General features: G+C 60.9%; 18 protein-coding genes. 10 read left to right on the forward strand and 8 right to left on the reverse strand.

Features of this window, described 5'->3' with window-relative positions; translation table 11 throughout:
- Nucleotides 1–45: 45 nt before the first annotated feature.
- The 3 genes from IPJ76_13775 (at nt 46) to IPJ76_13785 (ending at nt 4,812) form a co-directional block, all read left to right on the forward strand.
- Entirely contained in the window at nt 46–1,629 is a 1,584-nt protein-coding gene (locus IPJ76_13775) for a hypothetical protein (protein QQR85666.1), read from the forward strand.
- 229 nt (nt 1,630–1,858) lie between these two features.
- The gene (locus tag IPJ76_13780) at nt 1,859–4,249 is read left to right on the forward strand and encodes a M1 family metallopeptidase (GenBank protein ID QQR85667.1); all 2,391 of its coding nucleotides are present in this window, start codon (nt 1,859–1,861) and stop codon (nt 4,247–4,249) included.
- Between the two features lie 137 nt (nt 4,250–4,386).
- A complete protein-coding gene (locus tag IPJ76_13785; GenBank protein ID QQR85668.1) occupies nt 4,387–4,812 on the forward strand; it encodes a hypothetical protein in 426 nt (141 codons plus the stop codon).
- 4 nt (nt 4,813–4,816) lie between these two features.
- On the opposite strand, the gene IPJ76_13790 is transcribed toward IPJ76_13785, so the two are convergent.
- Nucleotides 4,817–5,680 (reverse strand): diacylglycerol kinase family lipid kinase, encoded by an 864-nt coding sequence (locus tag IPJ76_13790; protein ID QQR85669.1) that lies wholly within the window; start codon nt 5,678–5,680, stop codon nt 4,817–4,819.
- A complete protein-coding gene (locus IPJ76_13795; protein QQR85670.1) occupies nt 5,677–7,530 on the reverse strand; it encodes an LTA synthase family protein in 1,854 nt (617 codons plus the stop codon). The genes IPJ76_13790 and IPJ76_13795 overlap by 4 nt, the downstream gene beginning before the upstream one ends.
- 82 nt (nt 7,531–7,612) lie before the next feature.
- Here IPJ76_13795 and IPJ76_13800 point away from each other — a divergent pair, with 82 nt between their 5' ends.
- The gene (locus IPJ76_13800; GenBank protein ID QQR85671.1) at nt 7,613–8,662 is read left to right on the forward strand and encodes a WG repeat-containing protein; all 1,050 of its coding nucleotides are present in this window, start codon (nt 7,613–7,615) and stop codon (nt 8,660–8,662) included.
- Between the two features lie 293 nt (nt 8,663–8,955).
- Here the strand turns inward: IPJ76_13800 and IPJ76_13805 are convergent, their stop codons facing one another.
- The gene (locus tag IPJ76_13805; protein ID QQR85672.1) at nt 8,956–9,309 is read right to left on the reverse strand and encodes a four helix bundle protein; all 354 of its coding nucleotides are present in this window, start codon (nt 9,307–9,309) and stop codon (nt 8,956–8,958) included.
- Between the two features lie 634 nt (nt 9,310–9,943).
- Here IPJ76_13805 and IPJ76_13810 point away from each other — a divergent pair.
- The 3 genes from IPJ76_13810 to IPJ76_13820 are packed head-to-tail and all read left to right on the forward strand — an operon-like array spanning nt 9,944 to nt 12,559.
- The gene (locus IPJ76_13810; GenBank protein QQR88471.1) at nt 9,944–11,980 is read left to right on the forward strand and encodes a dehydrogenase E1 component subunit alpha/beta; all 2,037 of its coding nucleotides are present in this window, start codon (nt 9,944–9,946) and stop codon (nt 11,978–11,980) included.
- A 46-nt stretch (nt 11,981–12,026) separates the two neighbouring features.
- Entirely contained in the window at nt 12,027–12,263 is a 237-nt protein-coding gene (locus IPJ76_13815; GenBank protein QQR85673.1) for a hypothetical protein, read from the forward strand.
- A gap of 50 nt (nt 12,264–12,313) precedes the next feature.
- Nucleotides 12,314–12,559: a type II toxin-antitoxin system RelE/ParE family toxin gene (locus IPJ76_13820; GenBank protein ID QQR85674.1), complete on the forward strand. Its 246-nt coding sequence runs from the start codon at nt 12,314–12,316 to the stop codon at nt 12,557–12,559.
- Between the two features lie 192 nt (nt 12,560–12,751).
- Here the strand turns inward: IPJ76_13820 and IPJ76_13825 are convergent, their stop codons facing one another.
- The 5 genes from IPJ76_13825 to IPJ76_13845 all read right to left on the reverse strand — a co-directional run bounded on the left by IPJ76_13825 (nt 12,752) and on the right by IPJ76_13845 (nt 15,449).
- Nucleotides 12,752–13,357 carry a hypothetical protein gene (locus IPJ76_13825; GenBank protein ID QQR85675.1) on the reverse strand — a complete coding sequence of 202 codons (606 nt, stop codon included), beginning with the start codon at nt 13,355–13,357 and terminating at the stop codon, nt 12,752–12,754.
- 117 nt (nt 13,358–13,474) lie between these two features.
- Complete coding sequence (locus IPJ76_13830; GenBank protein QQR85676.1) at nt 13,475–13,759, reverse strand: hypothetical protein; 285 nt, start codon at nt 13,757–13,759, stop codon at nt 13,475–13,477.
- A gap of 83 nt (nt 13,760–13,842) precedes the next feature.
- Nucleotides 13,843–14,643, reverse strand: coding sequence for a hypothetical protein (locus tag IPJ76_13835; protein QQR85677.1), 801 nt, complete (start codon nt 14,641–14,643; stop codon nt 13,843–13,845).
- Nucleotides 14,644–14,781: 138 nt separating this feature from the next.
- Nucleotides 14,782–15,066, reverse strand: coding sequence for a type II toxin-antitoxin system HicA family toxin (locus tag IPJ76_13840; protein ID QQR85678.1), 285 nt, complete (start codon nt 15,064–15,066; stop codon nt 14,782–14,784).
- 2 nt (nt 15,067–15,068) lie between these two features.
- The gene (locus tag IPJ76_13845) at nt 15,069–15,449 is read right to left on the reverse strand and encodes a hypothetical protein (protein QQR85679.1); all 381 of its coding nucleotides are present in this window, start codon (nt 15,447–15,449) and stop codon (nt 15,069–15,071) included.
- Between the two features lie 225 nt (nt 15,450–15,674).
- On the opposite strand from IPJ76_13845, the gene bla reads away from it, so the two are divergent.
- The 3 genes from bla to IPJ76_13860 all read left to right on the forward strand — a co-directional run bounded on the left by bla (nt 15,675) and on the right by IPJ76_13860 (nt 17,712).
- On the forward strand, nt 15,675–16,424 hold the full coding sequence (gene bla / locus IPJ76_13850) for a subclass B1 metallo-beta-lactamase (GenBank protein QQR85680.1): 750 nt from the start codon (nt 15,675–15,677) through the stop codon (nt 16,422–16,424).
- Nucleotides 16,425–16,546: 122 nt separating this feature from the next.
- Nucleotides 16,547–16,954, forward strand: coding sequence for a hypothetical protein (locus tag IPJ76_13855; protein QQR85681.1), 408 nt, complete (start codon nt 16,547–16,549; stop codon nt 16,952–16,954).
- A 98-nt stretch (nt 16,955–17,052) separates the two neighbouring features.
- Nucleotides 17,053–17,712 (forward strand): M15 family metallopeptidase, encoded by a 660-nt coding sequence (locus IPJ76_13860; GenBank protein QQR85682.1) that lies wholly within the window; start codon nt 17,053–17,055, stop codon nt 17,710–17,712.
- The last annotated feature ends 35 nt before the right edge of the window (nt 17,713–17,747 follow it).

Below are 17,747 nucleotides of genomic sequence, written 5' to 3' on the forward strand. Positions count from 1 at the left end.
CGGCACCGGCCTTCCGTGTTCGGCGATGATCAGCATCTTTGTTCAATGAGCACACCACTATTCCGTATCCCAACGATCATGGCGGCCAAGGCGGTCGCCCTTTCGCTTGTTGCCCAACCCGGAGCGCTTGATCCCACGTTCGCCACCGCTGGCAAGTACGTGCAGGACTTCGGCGCAAACGATAACCTGACATGCGTGAAGGTGCAGCCCGATGGGAAGATCCTTGCCGCCGGCACGGCCATCAACCCGAACTTCTCGGGCAAGTTGCTGGTGATGCGGTTGAACACTGATGGCACGCTCGACAACGGATTCGATGGCGACGGCACACTGATCGTCAACGCCTTCAACGAATCCTATGCGTATGACCTCTTTGTTCAGGCGGACGGCAAGATCGTGGTGGTGGGCGCGCGCTACGACCCGAACTTCTCCGCCTCCATGCTGGCCATGCGCCTGAACGTGGATGGCACCTTGGACACGTCGTTCGGAACGGGCGGCTACAGCGAGCCCAACGTGAGTGCAGCGGATGACTTCGCTTTTGCCGTGGCGCCCTTGGGCAATGGGCAGTTCCTAATGGCCGGCTCACGGATCGACGCCAACTTCAACAACCAACCTGTGGTGATCCGGCTGAACGCGGACGGTTCCGTGGACAACACCTTCGGCAGCAACGGTATTGCCGAGGTAACCGTTGACCAGATCGAGAACCAGTTCTGGAGCGTCGGTGTGCAGACGGACGGGCGCATCGTTGCCAGTGGCAGCTTTTCCGTCGACATCGGCGGGGGGCTCAGCGACCGCGACGTGCTGGTGGCCTGCTTTGACGCGAACGGTGTGCTTGATCCCACCTTCGGCGCGGGCGGCACGGTGGTGAAGGCCATCACCCCGAACGAGCAGGATGTGGCGTTCGGCCAGTCGCTCGATGCATCGGGCAACATCTTCCTGACCGGGTTCACCGAACAAGCGGACTTCACGTACGACGGCTTCCTGTTGGAAATGGACGATGCTGGTGCTGATGTGACCTCTTTCGGTACAGGAGGCACGGTCACCTTCAATCCACCGGTGGACCAGAACGTGTTCTATGATGTGGTACTGCAGCCCGATGGCAAGCCCCTGGTTTGCGGTACCTCCGGTGGTTTCATCTTCAGCCCTCGGGACCAGGTGCTGGCCCGTTACACCACCACAGGTGTGCTGGACAATACGTTCGGTACGAACGGATACGTGCTCAATAGCATCAACGGCGGATTCGACGAGGCCAATGCGCTGGTGTTGCAGAGCGATGGTGCGATCGTCGTCGCAGGGCGCGGCTACTCCGGCACGAACAACGACATCACGGTGTTCCGCCACATCAACGATATCAGCACGTCGGTCGCGGAAGCGGACGAGCCGTTCGCTGTGATGGTGCACCCCAATCCGGCCCGGAGGGGCATGTCCATCACCTTGGGGTCGGTGGAGGATGTGGTGCGCGTCCGGTTGTACGATGCACGCGGCGCGGAGCTGGTGCTCGATGCGCGAACGGTGAACGGTCCTGTGCGCATGCTCACGCTGCCCGCTGGTCTCGCGCCGGGGGCCTATGCGCTTCAGGTGGTCGGCGCCTCGGGCCGCCTCTCCGTCGCGCAGCTGGTGGTTCAGGACTGACCATCGTACGAGCGGCTGATCGTCCTGGCTGCGCATGGCGTGCAGGATGAAGATCGATCTCCTTGAGCAGCTCCACCATCCGCGGATCGCTCAAGTTCCGTTGATGAGCCGCTGGTAGAGCACGTCGGTAACGACGTTCTGCACATCCCGCGCCGGTGCGTATTACCAGCCAACGGGTCGTCCCCGGTGGTCGCCGATGGTCTTCCTGAGGGCCGTTTACATTCGCCCAATGCTGAACCAGCGCTCCCTTGTGGTGCTCGGCGCCTTCGTCGCCTGCACGCTTTCCGCCCAACAGGACCAACGCTACGGCCGCGACAAGTTCCGTCAGCTGGACCAGGAACTGCCCACGCCCAACGAGCAGCGCACCGCCAGCGGCGCCCCCGGCCATGCCTACTGGCAGATGAAGGCCGACTACAACATCAGCGTGGAGATCGACGAGACCACCGGGCCGATGCCGAAGCTCACCGGCAAGGAGACCATAACCTACCACAACCAGAGCCCCGACAAGCTGGACTATCTGTGGCTGCAACTGGACCAGAACATCTTCGAGCCGGGGAGCGATGCCAATCTGATCCGCACGGGAACCGTCGGCGATAGTGTGAGCCTAGACCAAGTGAGCAAGTGGGTGAAGCCCTTCGAAGGTGGCTACAAGATCACAGCGGTGACGGATGTGAACGGCGGCAAGCTGAAGCACACCATCAACAAGACCATGATGCGCATCGATCTGCCCAAGCCGTTGGCACCGGGCGGCACCTACGCGTTCAAGGTGGAATGGTGGAACTGGATCAACGACCGCATGAAGGTGGGCGGCCGCGGCGGCTATGAGCATTTCCCGGAGGAGGACAACTACATCTACACCATCGCCCAGTTCTACCCGCGTATGGCGGCCTACATGGACTACAGCGGATGGATGCACAAGCAGTTCCTCGGTGCCGGTGAATTCACCCTCGACTTCGGCGACTATACCCTGAACATCACCGTGCCGGGCGACCACATGGTGGCTTCCACAGGCGTGCTGCAGAATGAAAGTGCGGTGCTCACCGCCGAGCAACGTTCACGCTTGGCCAAGGCCCGCACCGCCACCGCACCGGTGATGATCGTTACGCCGGAGGAGGCATTGAAGAACGAAAGCAAGAGCGCGGATACGAAGAAGACCGTTGGCAAGAAGACCTGGACCTACAAGGCCACGAACGTGCGCGATGTCGCCTTCGCCAGCAGCCGCAAATTCATTTGGGACGGCATGAACCAACCCGTGGGCACGGCACCGAAGATCACGAACGTGCTCTGCATGAGCTTCTACCCAAAGGAAGGCAATCCGCTCTGGGAGCAATACAGCACCAAGGTGGTGGCACACACCATCAAGACGTACAGCAAGTTCACCTGCGATTACATCTATCCCGTGGCGCAGAGCATCCACACCGACAAGATCGGCATGGAGTACCCGATGATCTGCTTCAACGGCGGGCGCCCGGAGAAGGACGGCACCTACAGCGAACGGACGAAGTATGGCATGATCGGCGTGATCACGCACGAGGTGGGCCACAACTTCTTCCCGATGATCATCAACTCCGATGAGCGTCAGTGGACGTGGATGGACGAGGGCCTCAACACCTTCGTGCAATACCTCACCGAGCAGGAGTGGGACCGCGACTATCCCAGCTGGCGTGGCAAGCCCCGCAACATCGTCGATTACATGAAGGGCGACCCGAACGCCGCGCCGGACAAGGTGAAGGCGCGCATCGAGCCCATCATGACCAACAGCGAGAGCCTAACGCAGTTCGGCAACAATGCTTACGGCAAGCCGTGCACGGCGCTCAACATCCTGCGCGAGACCGTCATGGGCCGCGAACTCTTCGACCACGCCTTCAAGACCTACTGTGAGCGCTGGAAGTTCAAGCACCCCACGCCGGCCGACTTCTTCCGCACGATGGAGGATGCCAGCGGCGTGGACCTCGACTGGTTCTGGCGCGGCTGGTTCTACACCACCGATCATGTGGACATCAGCATCGAGAACCTGAAGTACAAGCGCATGGACCCGCGCGATCCCGTGCAGGCCGAGAAGCTGAAGCGCGAGGACAAGTCGCGCGAGGTGGTGGACATCAGCCGCGAGCGCAACAAGACCGACGTGACGCAAGTGGTGGTGGAGCGCGACCCCAGCACCAAGGACTTCTACAACAGCTTCGACCCGCTGACAGCTACCGAGCGCGAGCTGAAGGAGTTCGAGAAGTGGAAGAAGAACCTGAAGCCCGAAGAGCTCGCGCTGCTCGACCAGGACCTGCACATCTACGAAGTCTCGTTCAAGAACATCGGCGGGCTGGTGATGCCGGTGATCCTTGCATGGGAATACGTGGACGGCACCAAGGAAGTGGAGCGCATCCCCGCCGAACTCTGGAAGACCAGCGATGAAGTGACCAAGGTCTTCGTGAAACGCAAAGAGGTGAAGAGCGTCACCCTGGACCCCTTCCTCGAAACAGCCGACTGCGATCTGAACAACAACAGCTGGCCCCCGCGCATGGTGCCCACACGCTTCGACGTGTTCAAGGAGAACCAATGGAAGCAGCCGAACCCCATGCAAATGGAGCGCAACAAGATGACGGGAGGGGAAATGAAGGGGAAGTAGTGGTAGGGTGGAACTGATTGCCCGTTTTGCCGCTCATGGAGGTGGTTCAATGGGGAAGCACCGCCACGGATACTGTTGGTTCCGAACCGCCGGGGGCGTGGTGCCGGGTTTGCAATGATCAGTGCAAACGCGATCCGATGAAATCCTTGTTCACCCGTGCGGGCCTCGTTGCGACGCTTTGCACAGCCTTCACTGCCTGCCAGAAGTACGAAGACGGTCCCGCCTTCAGCCTCCGTTCACGCGAAGAGCGCGTGGCCAACGATTGGCGCGTTGAGCGTGCCACGGAAGGGGGGAACGATGTCACTTCGTCGTTCGATCAGTATGAACTGCGCTTGAGCCGTAGCCGCGATGCCACGTTGATCGCCTACTATTCCCTTGCCGGGATCGACCTCGATTTTTCAACTAGCGGCGAGTGGGAGTTCCAGAACCAGAGCGAGGACCTCCGCCTCGCCTTTGAGAACGACGCGGCGGACAATACCTACGAGATCCTCCGGTTAATGGACAAGGAAATATGGCTGCGCGAAAAGGGCGATGACCTGGAGTTGCACCTTGTGCCGATGTGAGCGCTCACCGCACCACCCACAGCTGCTTCGCCTCCAGCCTGAACCGCACTTCGCGCCCGACTTCCACCGGTTCACCATCGAGGTGCGCGATGACATCGGGTTGGGTAACTACCGCTGCGTTGGTGACCACCGACCGGATGTGGGGACTGCGTTGCGCACCACCTGTGTAGATGTCGTAGAAAGCGCGCACCAGGCCGATCAGCCCCGGCTTGTGCACCACCTGCAGCTCGGCCATGCCATCGTCGGGCGCTGAGCCGGGGCTGATGATGGCACCGTTGCCGAACTCACGCGTGTTCGCGAAGACCAGCATCAGCACGTGCTCCTGCTCTTGTGCCCCGTTCGCGGTGATGGTTATGGGCATGGGTTGCGCGCTGAGGATCTGCTGCAGGATGATGCGCATGTATCCCCAGAGCCCGCGGCCCTTGCTCTTGTCGAAGGCCCAGCTCACCCGCGCATCGAAACCGATACCGGCCGTGCCGATGAATGCTTGGTCGTTCAGGTAGCACACGTCCATGGGCGCCGCGGTGCCGGTGAGCGCGACTCGCAATGCGGCTTCCGGCTTCAGCGGGAGCTTGAGCGAACGCGCATAGCCGTTGCCACTGCCCATGGGCACCACACCGATGGGCGTGCGTGTACCGATGAGCCCGCGCGCCACCGCGTTCAAGGTCCCGTCGCCACCGGCGAAGACCACGCGGTCCTGCCCGCTCTGTGAAGCTTCGCGCGCCAGTTGGGTGCCGTGGCCGATGCCTTCAATACGCTTCACCGTTAGTTCAATGCCCAGCTCTTTGGCCATACGCTCGGCGGTAGCGATGATGCGCGGTGCATTGCCTTTACCCGAGCGCGGGTTGATGATGAGCGTGGCCTTCATTCCACCGTGAGCTTACGCGCCAGCAGGCGGTTGTTGAACTGTTGAACGGCCGCCATCAACTGGCGCTCCAACGAATCCTTGCGTGCGTCGCCGCTCGCCACAGCGCCGTCGTTCAGGTGGTGGTCGGTGAAGCGTTCGGCACCGTTGGCATCAATGGCGATGTACATCCCTGTGCTGGCCGTCACCATGCACGGCATGCGCTCGTTGCGCAGCGCACTGCTGCCGAAGCTGAAGAAGGCTTCGTTGTGCCCGATGATGTCCAGCACTGTTGGCACGATGTCGATGTGTTGTGCGACGCGCTCAGAAGCGACCGGCATGATGGCCGATGGCATGTGGAATACGAGCGGCACCCAGTAGTCCGTTGCTTCGCTGTAGTGCTGACCGTTGCGCTCAATATCGGCCGTGTGGTCGGCGGTGATGACGAAGAGCGTGTTGCCGAACCAAGGCTGCGCGCGGGCCGTGGCGAAGAACTGCCGTAGTGCATCATCGGTGTATTGCAACGTGCGGTGAATGGGCAGCGGACCGCCGTTGAAGCGCGCCGCGTCCTCGGGCTTCAACTCGTAAGGATGGTGCGAGGACAGCGTGAACACGCAGCTCAAGAACGGCTGCTGCTCCTTGGACAGGTCGCGGGCGAAGAACTGCAGGAAGGGTTGGTCCCAGATGCCCCAGTGGCCATCGTTGTCCTGTTGGTCGGGGTATTCGTTCTGGCCCACATAGCGCGCGAACCCGGCGCTCTTCGCGAAACCATCGAAGCCCATGGTGCCGTTGCGGCCGCCGTGGTAGAAGCTGGTGGCATAACCCTTCTTCGCGAGCACATTGGCGATGGAAGTGAACGGTGTCTGCGCATAGTTGCTGGTGATGAACGCTTCGTCCATCAGCTCCGGGATGCTCGCCGTGATGGCGGGTATGCCATCGATGCTGCGGCGGCCGTTGGCGTATGCCTTTGTGCAGGTCAGGCTCCGGTCCATCAGTGAATCTAGGAACGGCATGTAGCCTTCCTGGCCGCTGAGCTTCGCGCTGTAGGCCGCACTGAAGCTCTCGAGGATGATGAAGACCACGTTGGGTCGTTGAGCGGACAACGTGATGGTGGTCGGTGTGTTGATCCTATCAGCGTAGGTGTGCACCACCGGCCACAACTCGTCCGCTTCCGCTTGGCGCATGTACTTCTTCTCCTCGATGACCGGCTTGCCCAAGCTCATCATCATGGTGAAGGGCGTGTTGAGCACCACAGGGAAGTAGGCAGGCGGCGCATAGTTCCCGGCGTCGAGCACGCCCAGCGGCATCAATTGCAAACCACCGCGACTTCCGATGGCGAACACCGCAATGGCCACAGCCCGCCAAACGATGCTCTTCCACACTTGCGGACCGTCTTCTTTCGCAAAACGCCCGGTCCAGCGGTAGCCCACTTCCGCTAGCGCGATGCACGCCAGGAAGATCACCACCACGTACCAGTAGTCGCGCACGAATACCGGCGCGAGGTTGCCGATGTCGCCACCCGCGCTCATGATGCCGAAGAGGTCTGCGGTGCTGCGCTTCAGCGTGAAGTGGTAGTAGGCGAGGTCGGTGCTGTTGAAGAAGAAGCCGACGGCGTTCACCGCATGGAACACGCCTTTCTGCACCATGGCGAACCAACCCTTGGCATCGGGCTTCACCAGAAAGAGGAAGCACCAGAGGATGTTGAGCCATGCGATTGCGGACAAGTCGAACCGCACGCCGCCCGCGTAGGCCGATGCTGGCACATGGGGGAACGATGCCGCGTTGAGCGCCACGAACGCCAGCCGCAGCAGGGTGTAGATGAGCAGCACCGTGCCAATTCGGGCCAGGAGTACGGTGAGCGGGTTGCGGAACATGAGGCGCGAAGATGGGAAGGGTCGCATTGCGCATTGTTTGTTCGCCCCGCGCTGCTTTCCTTCGCTCCACTTCCCAACAGCCATGAAACGCTCCCTTTCCCTCCTCGCCCTCGCGGCATTCGGCATCCATGCCAGCGCGCAGAACCTCGTCACGCAGGCCCGTCCGGCCGGCAGCGAGTTCTGGGGCTACATGGACAACACGGGCAACATGATCATCCCGCCCAAGTTCAAGCACAACTTCCCGTTCAACGAGACCGGCTTCGCGGCGGTGAAGGACGGCGCCACGGAGAAAGCGGGCTTCATCAACCTGAAGGGCGAGATGCTGAAGACCGACCCCGCCGACTTCATGCTCATCAGCGGCATGGTGAAGGATGCCCAAGGCTTCAGCTGCGGCCTGTCGCCCGTGCGCATCGGCGAGCTGTGGGGCTTCATGAACTCCCAAGGCAAAATGGCCATCGCCGCCAAGTACGACAAGGTGGAAGCTTTCGAATCGTGCTTCGCCGTCGTGAAACTGGGCAAGCAGCAGTACATCCTCACCCCCGACGGCAAGGAGACCGCCATCAAGGACCCCAACATCGTTGACGTGAAAGGATTCGAGGGCGGATTATCCCCGTTCAAGCAGAAGGACAAGATGCACGGCTTCATGGACGGCGAGCAGAACATCGTCATCCCTGCGCAGTTCCTGAGCGTGGGCTACTTCGTGGGCGACCTGGCGTGGGCCAAGACCAAGGACAACAAAGTGGGCTTCATCAACAAGAAGGGCGAGTGGGTCATCACGCCGCAATTCGATGCCGCCCAGGAGTTCGACGCGGTGAGCGGCATGGCGCGCGTGAAGCAGGGCGACAACTGGATGTACGTGGCCAAGGACGGCACCATCATGCGCGTGGCCGATACCACAGTGTGGGGCGACTTCTCCGATGGCCTGGCCAAGGGCAAGAAGGGCGACCTCATCGGCTTCTTCGACAAGACCGGCAAGTGGGTCATCGAGCCGCAGTTCCAAGGCGTGCGCGAGTTCAAGAACGGCTACGCCGCCGCCAAGCAAGGCGACCTCTGGGGCTTCATCGACAAAACGGGCAAGTGGGTGATCGAACCCAAGTTCGAGGCGGTGAAGGATATGGAGAAGGTGAGGTAGGCCGCGGCTGACGCCGCTGGTGATGAATGCGGGCTTCAGGCCACGGGCCTCAGGCCTCAGGCTAGTTGGTGCGACGCTGCGGGTGGTGCGCGCACAAGGCTCACCATAAGCCGCTCGGCAAGTGGGCTCAGGAAGGCGTGGTAACGAGGTGCCACCTGAAGGAGGCCACTTACGGTGCGTCTCGCGCAGAGGAGCCTGAGGCCTGAGGCCCGTGGCCCGTGGCGATGTCCTCCGCCGAGGCCGCTACTGGTGAGGCTTGCACAGAGGAGCCTGTGGCCTGAGGCCCGCAGCCCTCACGGCTTCAACACGGCCATGAACCCGGAGAGCATCTTCTGCTCCCGTTCAAGGGCTTGCAGCAACCGTTCGGCCTTGTCCTTGGAACACCACGGGCGACGCTGCGCCGAGAGCGTCTGGGTTTCCAGTTCGTACGCAGAACCCAACGCGATCTCCATGTAGCGGAACTTCTCGCGTTCCGTGCGGCGCGAATTGCCTTCTGCGATGTTCGATGGTATGGAAATGCCGGCACGCATGGATTGTGCTTTGTACTCTGCCACCTGCTGCCACGGGAGTCCATCGTAGAGGTCATAGACCAGGTCCACGATCTCCATCCCCAGTTGCCACATCTCCAATTTCTTGAAGTCCTTCATCCCGGTTCCGCTTTACAACGAAGATGGTGAATACGGCTACAGGCCACGGGCCTCGGGCCACGGGCTAGTTGGTGGGGCTCCACTGGTCGTGCGAGCACGAGACGTACTGCGTTGTTGATCGCTTCAGGCCACGGGCCTCGGGCCGCAGGCTCGTTCGTGCGACTCGTCGAGCGGTGCGTGTACAGGCATGGTTGCGATCGCCGAGAAATGCCGCCACAGGCCTTAGGCTTGTTCAAAGGATGCTGCGTTGTTGATCGCTTCAGGCCTCAGGCCACAGGCTCGTTCGTGCGGCGCGACGGGTCGTGCGAGCACAGGGCGTGCTGCGAGGAGGAATGCGGGCTGCAGGCCACGGGCCTCAGGCCACAGGCTCGTTCGTGCAGCGCGACGGGTCGTGCGAGCACAGGTCTCGCAATAAGCCGCTCCACAAGCGGATGAACCAGGGCATGCTTGCCTGCAAGGCTTTCGGGAGGCCACATAGGGTGAGGCTTGCATAGAGCAGCCTGAGGCTTGAGGCCTGTGGCGATGTCCTTCGCCGAGGCCACCGACGGTGCGTCTCGCGCAGAGGAGCCTGTGGCCTGAGGCCCGTGGCCTGCAGCCCTCAGCGGCCGCTACTTTCGCCCCCATGCACAATGTGATGGAACAGCGTCAGCTCCGGTACGAGCGCGGCACGCACAAGGACGATTTCCTGCTGAAGACCTACCGCGCGCTGGTGAAGCCGCGCATGATCGAGGAGAAGATGCTGAGCCTGCTGCGCCAGGGCAAGATCAGCAAGTGGTTCAGCGGTATCGGCCAGGAAGCCATCAGCGTGGGGGTGGGGCTGGCAGCGCACGAGGACGAGTACATCCTGCCCATGCACCGCAACCTGGGCGTGTTCACCACCCGCAATATGCCGTTCAGCAAGCTCTTCGCGCAGTGGCAGGGCAAGGCCACCGGCTACAGCAAGGGCCGCGAGCGCAGCTTCCACTTCGGCAGCAAGGAGCACAAGGTGGTGGGCATGATCAGCCACCTCGGCCCGCAGATGGGCATCGCCGACGGCATTGCGCTGGCCCACAAACTGAAGAAGGAGAACCGCTGCACTTTCGTCTTCACCGGCGATGGCGCCACCAGCGAGGGCGACTTTCACGAGAGCGTGAACGTGGCCGCCGTGTGGGACCTGCCTGTCATCTTCATCATCGAGAACAACGGCTACGGACTGAGCACGCCCAGCAACGAGCAGTTCCGCATGAAGAACTTCGTTGACAAGGCCATCGGCTACGGCATCGAAGCGCAGATGGTGGCCGGCAACAACATCCTGGAGGTTTACAACCACCTCGCGCGCATTGCCGACAGCATCCGCGAGCGGCCGCGACCGGTCCTGGTGGAGTGCATCACCTTCCGCATGCGCGGCCACGAGGAAGCCAGCGGCACCAAGTACGTGCCCAAGGAACTCTTCGAGGAGTGGGGCAAGAAGGACCCCGTGATGAACTACGAGAACTGGCTGCTGCGCGAGGGCATCCTCACCGAGACCCAACGCGACGCCATCCGCGCGGAGTTCAAGCAGGAGATCGAAGACGGGTTGCAAGTGGCTTTTGCCGAACCGGAACCTGTGGCGAACGAGGCGGCGGAGGTGGTTGATGTTTATGCCCCAGCTGCTGTTGGCCTTCAGCCACTGGCCATTGGCCCTCGCGCAGACGGGGCCAACGGCCAGCAGCTAACAGCCATCGGCGCATCGTCCGAGAAGAGGTTCATCGACGCGATCAGCGACGGCATGGCGCAGAGCATGGAGCGGCATCCCGGTCTGGTGCTCATGGGGCAGGACATTGCGGAGTACGGCGGCGCGTTCAAGATCACGGAAGGATTCGTGGAGCGCTTCGGCAAGGACCGCGTGCGCAACACACCGCTGTGCGAGAGCGCCATCCTCGGTGCGGGGCTCGGCCTCAGCATAAAGGGCATGAAGGCGATGGTGGAGATGCAGTTCGCCGACTTCGTGAGCGAAGGCATGACGCAGATCTGCAACAACCTGGCGAAAATGCACTACCGCTGGGGGCAGAACGCCGACGTGGTGGTGCGCATGCCGACGGGCGCTGGCGTGGGCGCCGGGCCCTTCCACAGCCAGAGCAACGAGATGTGGTTCGTTAAGACGCCCGGACTGAAGGTGGTGTACCCCGCCACGGTGCACGACGCCAAGGGCCTGCTCATGGCCGCGTTCGACGACCCGAACCCGGTCATCTTCTTCGAGCACAAGGCGCTCTACCGCAGCATCACGGAGCACATCCCCGATGCGCCCTACGCCGTGCCCATCGGCAAGGCCCGTGTGGCGCGCGAGGGCAGCGCCATGAGCATCATCACCTACGGCATGGGCGTGCACTGGGCGCTGGAAGCCGCGACTGCCACCGGCATTGATGCCGACATCATCGACCTGCGCACCCTGTTGCCGCTCGATACCGAGACCATCTACAACAGCGTGCGCAAGACTGGCCGCGTGCTGGTGCTGCACGAGGACACGCTGACCGCAGGCCTCGGCGGCGAGATCAGCGCCCTCATCAACGAGCATTGCTTCCAATACCTCGATGCACCCGTGATGCGCCTGGCCAGCTGGGACACGCCCGTGCCCTTTGCCATCCCGCTGGAGCAAGGCTTCCTGCCGAAGGCAAGGGTTGGAGAGGCGATGAGGAAGGTGATGGTGTGGTAGATGCCGACGTCTGACAGCCTTTAACTTCGCATCATATCGCACGCCCATGACCTCCATTGAACTTCGCTCCAGCATCCACAAGCTGGTCGACTCCATCAAGAGCGAGGAAATGCTCAAGCGCATCCATGAGCTCTTGGCGTCGAGCGGTGAAAGCGGTGCGCAAGGTGTCTGGCAGATGCTTACTGATGCGCAGCGGGAACGTGTGCTTGCGGCCTACACCTCTTCCTTGGACCCGAACAACCTCTCCACGACGGACGAGGTGATGAAGCGGAGGAAGGCATAAGCCTCCGGTCCCTTTGGACAAGAGAGGCTGAGGACAGTTTCCGGTCGATAGTGACCTACTTGGAAACGGAGTGGGGCACGGCGGTGGCGGACGCATTTGTCGCTGAAGTTGAACAAACGGTATCACTGTTGGAGAATTTCCCGCACATGGGCGTGGTGGAAGTGAAGGACAAGGGTATTCGCAGCATTCCCGTGGCGCGACAGGTCCGACTGTTCCACCGCATCCAAGACGACACTATCATCGTGCTCGAGTTCATGGACACCCGCACCGAATGGTTCCAGAACATCAGGAAATGAGGGCCGATCGCTTCCAGCACCTCGATGCACCCGTGATGCGCCTGGCCAGCTGGGATACGCCCGTGCCCTTCGCCATCCCACTGGAGCAGGGCTTCCTGCCGAAGGCGAGGGTGGGAGAGGCGATGAGGAAGGTGATGGGGTGGCAGGGTGATAGTCCCTTGATCCCTTTTCGATACCCTCGAGGAGAATTCGCTAAGTGTTCTGGTTGAGCAGCTTCCTAAACTGCTTCTCCAAAGGATCGAGCACAGCCGGCAACTCTTGTCTATATCGGTTCTCCAAGTTGGCTAGCTGATTGAGCCAGTCAGGGCCTTCTTTGATTGCCTTTGGTTGGCGGCCAAGTTCTTCCATGCTCTTTCCTAAGGAATCCAACGTTCGGATGAGCCGCACTACAAGAGGTGTGACGTCTTCGTCGAAGCTGAGCCGATTGTGATCCCATTCGGTCTTAATGGTGTACACGTAACTGCTTCCCCAGTAAGGATGGTTGTCCAGCTCGCGAAGACGACCGAACCCACTCTCGAACTCTTCTTTGAATTTGACAAGTTGTCCTTGAACCGTTCTGATGGTATAAGTGACGACTTTGTGCTTCTCCGAGAACTGAACTGAAAAAGCGTGCATGGCCTTTTCATAGCGATGGGTGATCAACTGCCTGATCGCGAACCCCACGAGTCCGGAGACCAATGTCGCGACCGCCGCAGCAATCGAGATTGTCTCACCATGAAGCTGCAACCATTCAATCATGATTGGCAATTTTACTTCTACAAGTTTAGCTCCCGGCACTGGCTCGATGTACGCCGCCACGCACTTGCTCGCGTCAAGCCGCCTACCCCCAACCCGCTCACGACCCACGCCGCCGCATGTCTTCTGCGAGAGGCCCGCGGCCAAGGACTCGGTCCCTAACAGACATGATGCTTTCCCTCAGCCCAGCCAGAACATCGCGACAATGCCCACAATGCCGAACGCCCATCCCCGGTCAGTTTCATTCCCTCTCTTCATCACTATGAACAAGGCTGCGCCCATGAAGATGGCGCTGATGACCAAGGCAGCCACCGCCTTAGTGATGGCCAAGGTGTCAAGTTGGTCCAGTTGCGCAGTGGTGCCAAGATTTTGTGTGGCAATTTGATCCAGCCGATGCTGTGACCACCATCGAAGACCGATGAAAGAGAACAGAGCGAGTGAAAGGAGAAGAGGACCGCGCTTCATTCGATTTCAATCTTACGGACTCAGGTGTATTCCTCCACACTCCATTTCGTCGCAAGTGGTGGCTTGCCATCTGTGAGTGGCTACTACTCGTCTGGTTGGTCTTCATTTGTCCTGGCTCTTTGCCGGACGGCTTCAATGATCTCGGGATGCTTGAGCAGATAGGTGTGATCGCGCGCAAAGTGTTTGCGCATGGCCGAGCTGAGGTAGCGCTCCCATTCAGGTTGTTCACCCTTCAGAGCGGTTACAAGGGCCAAGGCGTAAGAGATGACCTGTTCCGGCAGGTAGCCAATGCGGCTGATGCTCCACCCTTGATGCGTGCTGTCCTGCCACTGCGCGAACGAGACCGCGGAGTTCCCTTGGAAGATGCCGTAGCCATGAACGATCACGGTAAGGTCTGTTAGCAGTTCATGCTGAGGGTCATCCGGCTCAAGTCGGCGTTCCCCGAGGATCTTGATGTGCGCAACCTCGTGCGCCAACGTTGCGATGAGCTGGTGAAGGTTGAGCAGTTGTTTGCTGTCCACCACGATGCGGTACTGTTCGGGTGCAACCTCTTGATAAGTACCAGCAGCACCGTGTGATCGGCCCTTGCGGTCTGCGCTGGACATGCGGATGCCGGGGCTCACCTCCGCGCTTGCGTCGTCGTAGATGATGAGTTCGATGCGCTTCCTGTCCGTCAACAAGGTTGAGCAAACATGTTGAAGCACGAACTCGGCATCGCTTTCATCCTTCTTGAAGTCGTGCGGGAAGTACTTGGTGTTCGGCGTGAGGGTGGGCAGGCCAAGTAGGCGTTCATAGCCGAAGGCTTGCAGCAGCGCGGGGACGGCATCCTCCAACCACTCCTGGTCTTCAGGCGTCACGCTGGGTTTCGGGCGGCTCCAGAGCATTCCGCGCTCAAGATCGCAGTTCGGCTGTACTGGTGCGACACCTCACCTCACGAGATACGATACACCCGCACCGGCTCGCGTCTCACGCCGCCGCTTGCCTTCGGCGAGTGGCCCTCGGTCTCTGGCCTCAGGCTTGCCTTATTTGATAGCCAGCACGTAGCGTTCGCCAACGCGGCGCACCACCTTCCGGCCTTCCATGATGTCGTGGTAGTCCTCCCGGCCTAGTCCGAGCAATTTGAGCAAGTTGCGCGCGATACGCTCCGGCACGGGATCAATGTGCGATTGGATGATCACGGGGCGGAAGAGGTCGGAGCGTGTCCACTTCTCATGGCCACCTTTGGTGTGCATGTACTTGCACCCCGCCAATTCGAGGAATGCCTGGAATTCGCGCAGCGGTACGTTGCTCAGTTTGCGCGAGGACATGGCTACAGCGCAAAAGCCACCTCGCGCTTCTCGCTGCGTACATCAAGCCGCCCGGCGATCTCACGATAGTCTTCGTTGTCTGCCAGCAGTTCGGCGTGCTCAGGCGCTCTGAGCCGCTTCTTCTTCTTGTTCATGGTCCATCCCAACCGCTCCAGTTCCTTGTAGATGGTGCCCTTGTTGTGCGTGTACTCCATGAACTCATCGAGCATGAGGTCCAACGAGGCCTTGGCTTGGCCCTCGGACTTGCCATAGCCGGTGATGTCCAAGGATGGTGCAAAGGCGTAGTGGATGCCGTCATCTTCCCAGACGAACACCACCAAACCAACCACCACGCGATCGCCACCCTTGACCGCATAAGACCGAACTATCCGCTTTTTGCTCATGACTTTCCCAGGATCATGCGCCCAATGTAGCATCGTTCCCTAGGCGCATCTGCTCGCCTCCCCGTCGCCGCTTGCTTTCGGCGAGTGGCCTTTCGTCCAGGGCCTTTGCCCGCCCATGAAACTGTACTGAAGTCGCATCAGCCGTTGAGCCGTCGCCACGGCGCCCATCGCGCCCATGGAAGCCCGGCCCACGCCTCCGACCCGAACGGATCGGATATTCGCGCCATGCGATCGATTGTACTGCTGGCCCTGCCATTGCTCCTTGTGCAATGCACAGCGCCGACGGAACCGGCCTTCGTGCCCAAGGAGGTCCGCCACAGCGCGGGGTTGGTGGTGGTGCAGGTCTCGCCGAATGCCTTCGTCCACACCAGCTACAAGCAGACGCAGGACTTCGGCAACGTGCCGTGCAACGGGCTGGTGGTGCGCAGCGGTGGCGAGGCGATCGTGTTCGACACGCCCACCAACGACAGCGTTGCGGCCGAGCTGATCGGCTACGTGCAGGACAGCCTGGGCTGCCGCATCAACGCAGTGATACCCACCCATTTCCACGACGACTGCCTCGGCGGGCTGAAGGCCTTCCACGCACACGGCATCCCTTCGTACGCCCACCAACGCACCATCGCCCTGGCCGCGGCCGATAGCGTGGAGGTGCCCCAGCGCGGCTTCACCGAGCCGCTCACGCTGAAGGTCGGCACGGACCACATCACCGCCACCTTCCACGGCGAAGGCCACACGAAGGACAACGTGGTGGGCTACTTCGCCAACGAGCAGGTGCTGTTCGGCGGCTGCCTGATCAAGGAGCTGGACGCGAGCAAGGGCTACCTGGGCGATGCGAACGTGGCGGACTGGTCGCTCACGGTGGAAGCGGTGAAGAAGGCCTACCCCGACGTGAAGGTGGTGGTGCCCGGTCATGGGCAATACGGTGATGGCAAGCTGCTGGATTACACCATCGGGTTGTTCAGAGCGGCGCCGTAGTGCTGAGCGCGGATGCCGAATGCCAGCGATCGTCACCACCCGTGCCACCTCGCTGTGTGGACCGTCTTGGACCATATTGGATGCGCTGTGTTGATCAGCCTGAGTGATGTAGTATTGACGATGTGGAGAATAGCGGAGAAAAACCGAAAGTGCTGAACGACCACCGCCGTGAGGTGATGCGGTTTTGGGAGAAGCGCCGGTGGTGGTTCAATGCGTTTTTGGTTCCACCGACCATCCTCGGTTATGTCCCGGGCGAGATCATTTCGGCCGGGGTCGGTGATCGACCCAACTTTGGATTGTTCGGGGTGCTTGTTGCGATCGGTATGGCGTGCGTTGCAGCCAACGCATGCTATTCGGTGGTCTACATTCCTGAGTTCGCGTTGATGGGCCGGAGGACATACCACTACTTCGCTCGCAACAGGGATCTGTTGTTCGTCGTTGGTGTTTCTTTCGGTGTGGTACTTGCCTATCAGATAGCGCGAGAGATATACTGGTTGCAGTACGATCCGAACTTGTTTGACTTTACCTAGCCCGCACCCGCTCGCGTTTTCGCCGCGTTGGTCTTCAGCGCAAGGCCCTCGGACCAAGACTTGTGTCCCACACCTCCAGCACATGCTAGCTTGAACCCGTGTTCGGCTTCCTCTCCAATGCCCTTCTAGGTGTTGCCCTGCTGGCGATTTCCGTGCTGCGCGCCCAGCCGCCAACGGAGCCCGGTCCCTTCCGCGCGCCGGAGCTGGTGGAACTGGTGATCCTGGACCCCACCATCAAGCTCGACATCCGCTACGCCATGAAGAACAACTTCTTGGGCAGGCCGGTGTACAAGCAGGCGCGCGCCTTCCTGCAACGTCCCGCCGCCGAGGCGCTGGTGCGCGTGCACCAAGCGTTGCGCGCGCAGGGCTACGGCCTTATGGTCTTCGACGGTTACCGACCGTGGAGCGTGACGAAGGTCTTTTGGGACAACACGCCCAAGGCCAAGAAGGACTACGTGGCCGACCCCGCAAAAGGCTCGCGCCACAACCGCGGCTGCGCCGTGGACCTCACGCTATACGACCTCCAGACCGGCAAGGCCGTGCTGATGCCCAGCGAGTACGACGAGATGACCGAGCGCTCGCACCCCGTCTATGCCTGCGCAACACCGGAGGCAACGCGCCTCCGCGACCTGCTCATTGCCGCCATGAACAAGGAAGGCTTCACTGTCTTCCAGACCGAGTGGTGGCACTTCGACCACCGCGACTGGAAGGAGTACGCGATACTGGATGTGGAGTTCGGGAGGATAGGAGGGAAGTGAGCCAGCATTTGGGTAGAAGACCTTACGCTTCGGCG

It is taken from the genome of Flavobacteriales bacterium (assembly GCA_016699575.1).
Taxonomy (GTDB): Bacteria; Bacteroidota; Bacteroidia; order Flavobacteriales_F; family PHOS-HE28; genus PHOS-HE28.

Excerpts from the sequence above, each read along its gene's own strand:
- IPJ76_13835 (QQR85677.1), bottom strand. The coding sequence starts at position 14,643 with ATGCTCTGGAGCCGCCCGAAACCCAGCGTGACGCCTGAAGACCAGGAG.
- IPJ76_13805 (QQR85672.1), bottom strand. The coding sequence starts at position 9,309 with ATGAAGGACTTCAAGAAATTGGAGATGTGGCAACTGGGGATGGAGATC.
- IPJ76_13815 (QQR85673.1), top strand. The coding sequence starts at position 12,027 with ATGACCTCCATTGAACTTCGCTCCAGCATCCACAAGCTGGTCGACTCC.
- IPJ76_13780 (QQR85667.1), top strand. The coding sequence starts at position 1,859 with ATGCTGAACCAGCGCTCCCTTGTGGTGCTCGGCGCCTTCGTCGCCTGC.
- IPJ76_13785 (QQR85668.1), top strand. The coding sequence starts at position 4,387 with ATGAAATCCTTGTTCACCCGTGCGGGCCTCGTTGCGACGCTTTGCACA.
- IPJ76_13845 (QQR85679.1), bottom strand. The coding sequence starts at position 15,449 with ATGAGCAAAAAGCGGATAGTTCGGTCTTATGCGGTCAAGGGTGGCGAT.
- IPJ76_13800 (QQR85671.1), top strand. The coding sequence starts at position 7,613 with ATGAAACGCTCCCTTTCCCTCCTCGCCCTCGCGGCATTCGGCATCCAT.
- bla (QQR85680.1), top strand. The coding sequence starts at position 15,675 with ATGCGATCGATTGTACTGCTGGCCCTGCCATTGCTCCTTGTGCAATGC.
- IPJ76_13775 (QQR85666.1), top strand. The coding sequence starts at position 46 with ATGAGCACACCACTATTCCGTATCCCAACGATCATGGCGGCCAAGGCG.
- IPJ76_13830 (QQR85676.1), bottom strand. The coding sequence starts at position 13,759 with ATGAAGCGCGGTCCTCTTCTCCTTTCACTCGCTCTGTTCTCTTTCATC.
- IPJ76_13790 (QQR85669.1), bottom strand. The coding sequence starts at position 5,680 with ATGAAGGCCACGCTCATCATCAACCCGCGCTCGGGTAAAGGCAATGCA.
- IPJ76_13810 (QQR88471.1), top strand. The coding sequence starts at position 9,944 with ATGGAACAGCGTCAGCTCCGGTACGAGCGCGGCACGCACAAGGACGAT.
- IPJ76_13795 (QQR85670.1), bottom strand. The coding sequence starts at position 7,530 with ATGTTCCGCAACCCGCTCACCGTACTCCTGGCCCGAATTGGCACGGTG.
- IPJ76_13840 (QQR85678.1), bottom strand. The coding sequence starts at position 15,066 with ATGTCCTCGCGCAAACTGAGCAACGTACCGCTGCGCGAATTCCAGGCA.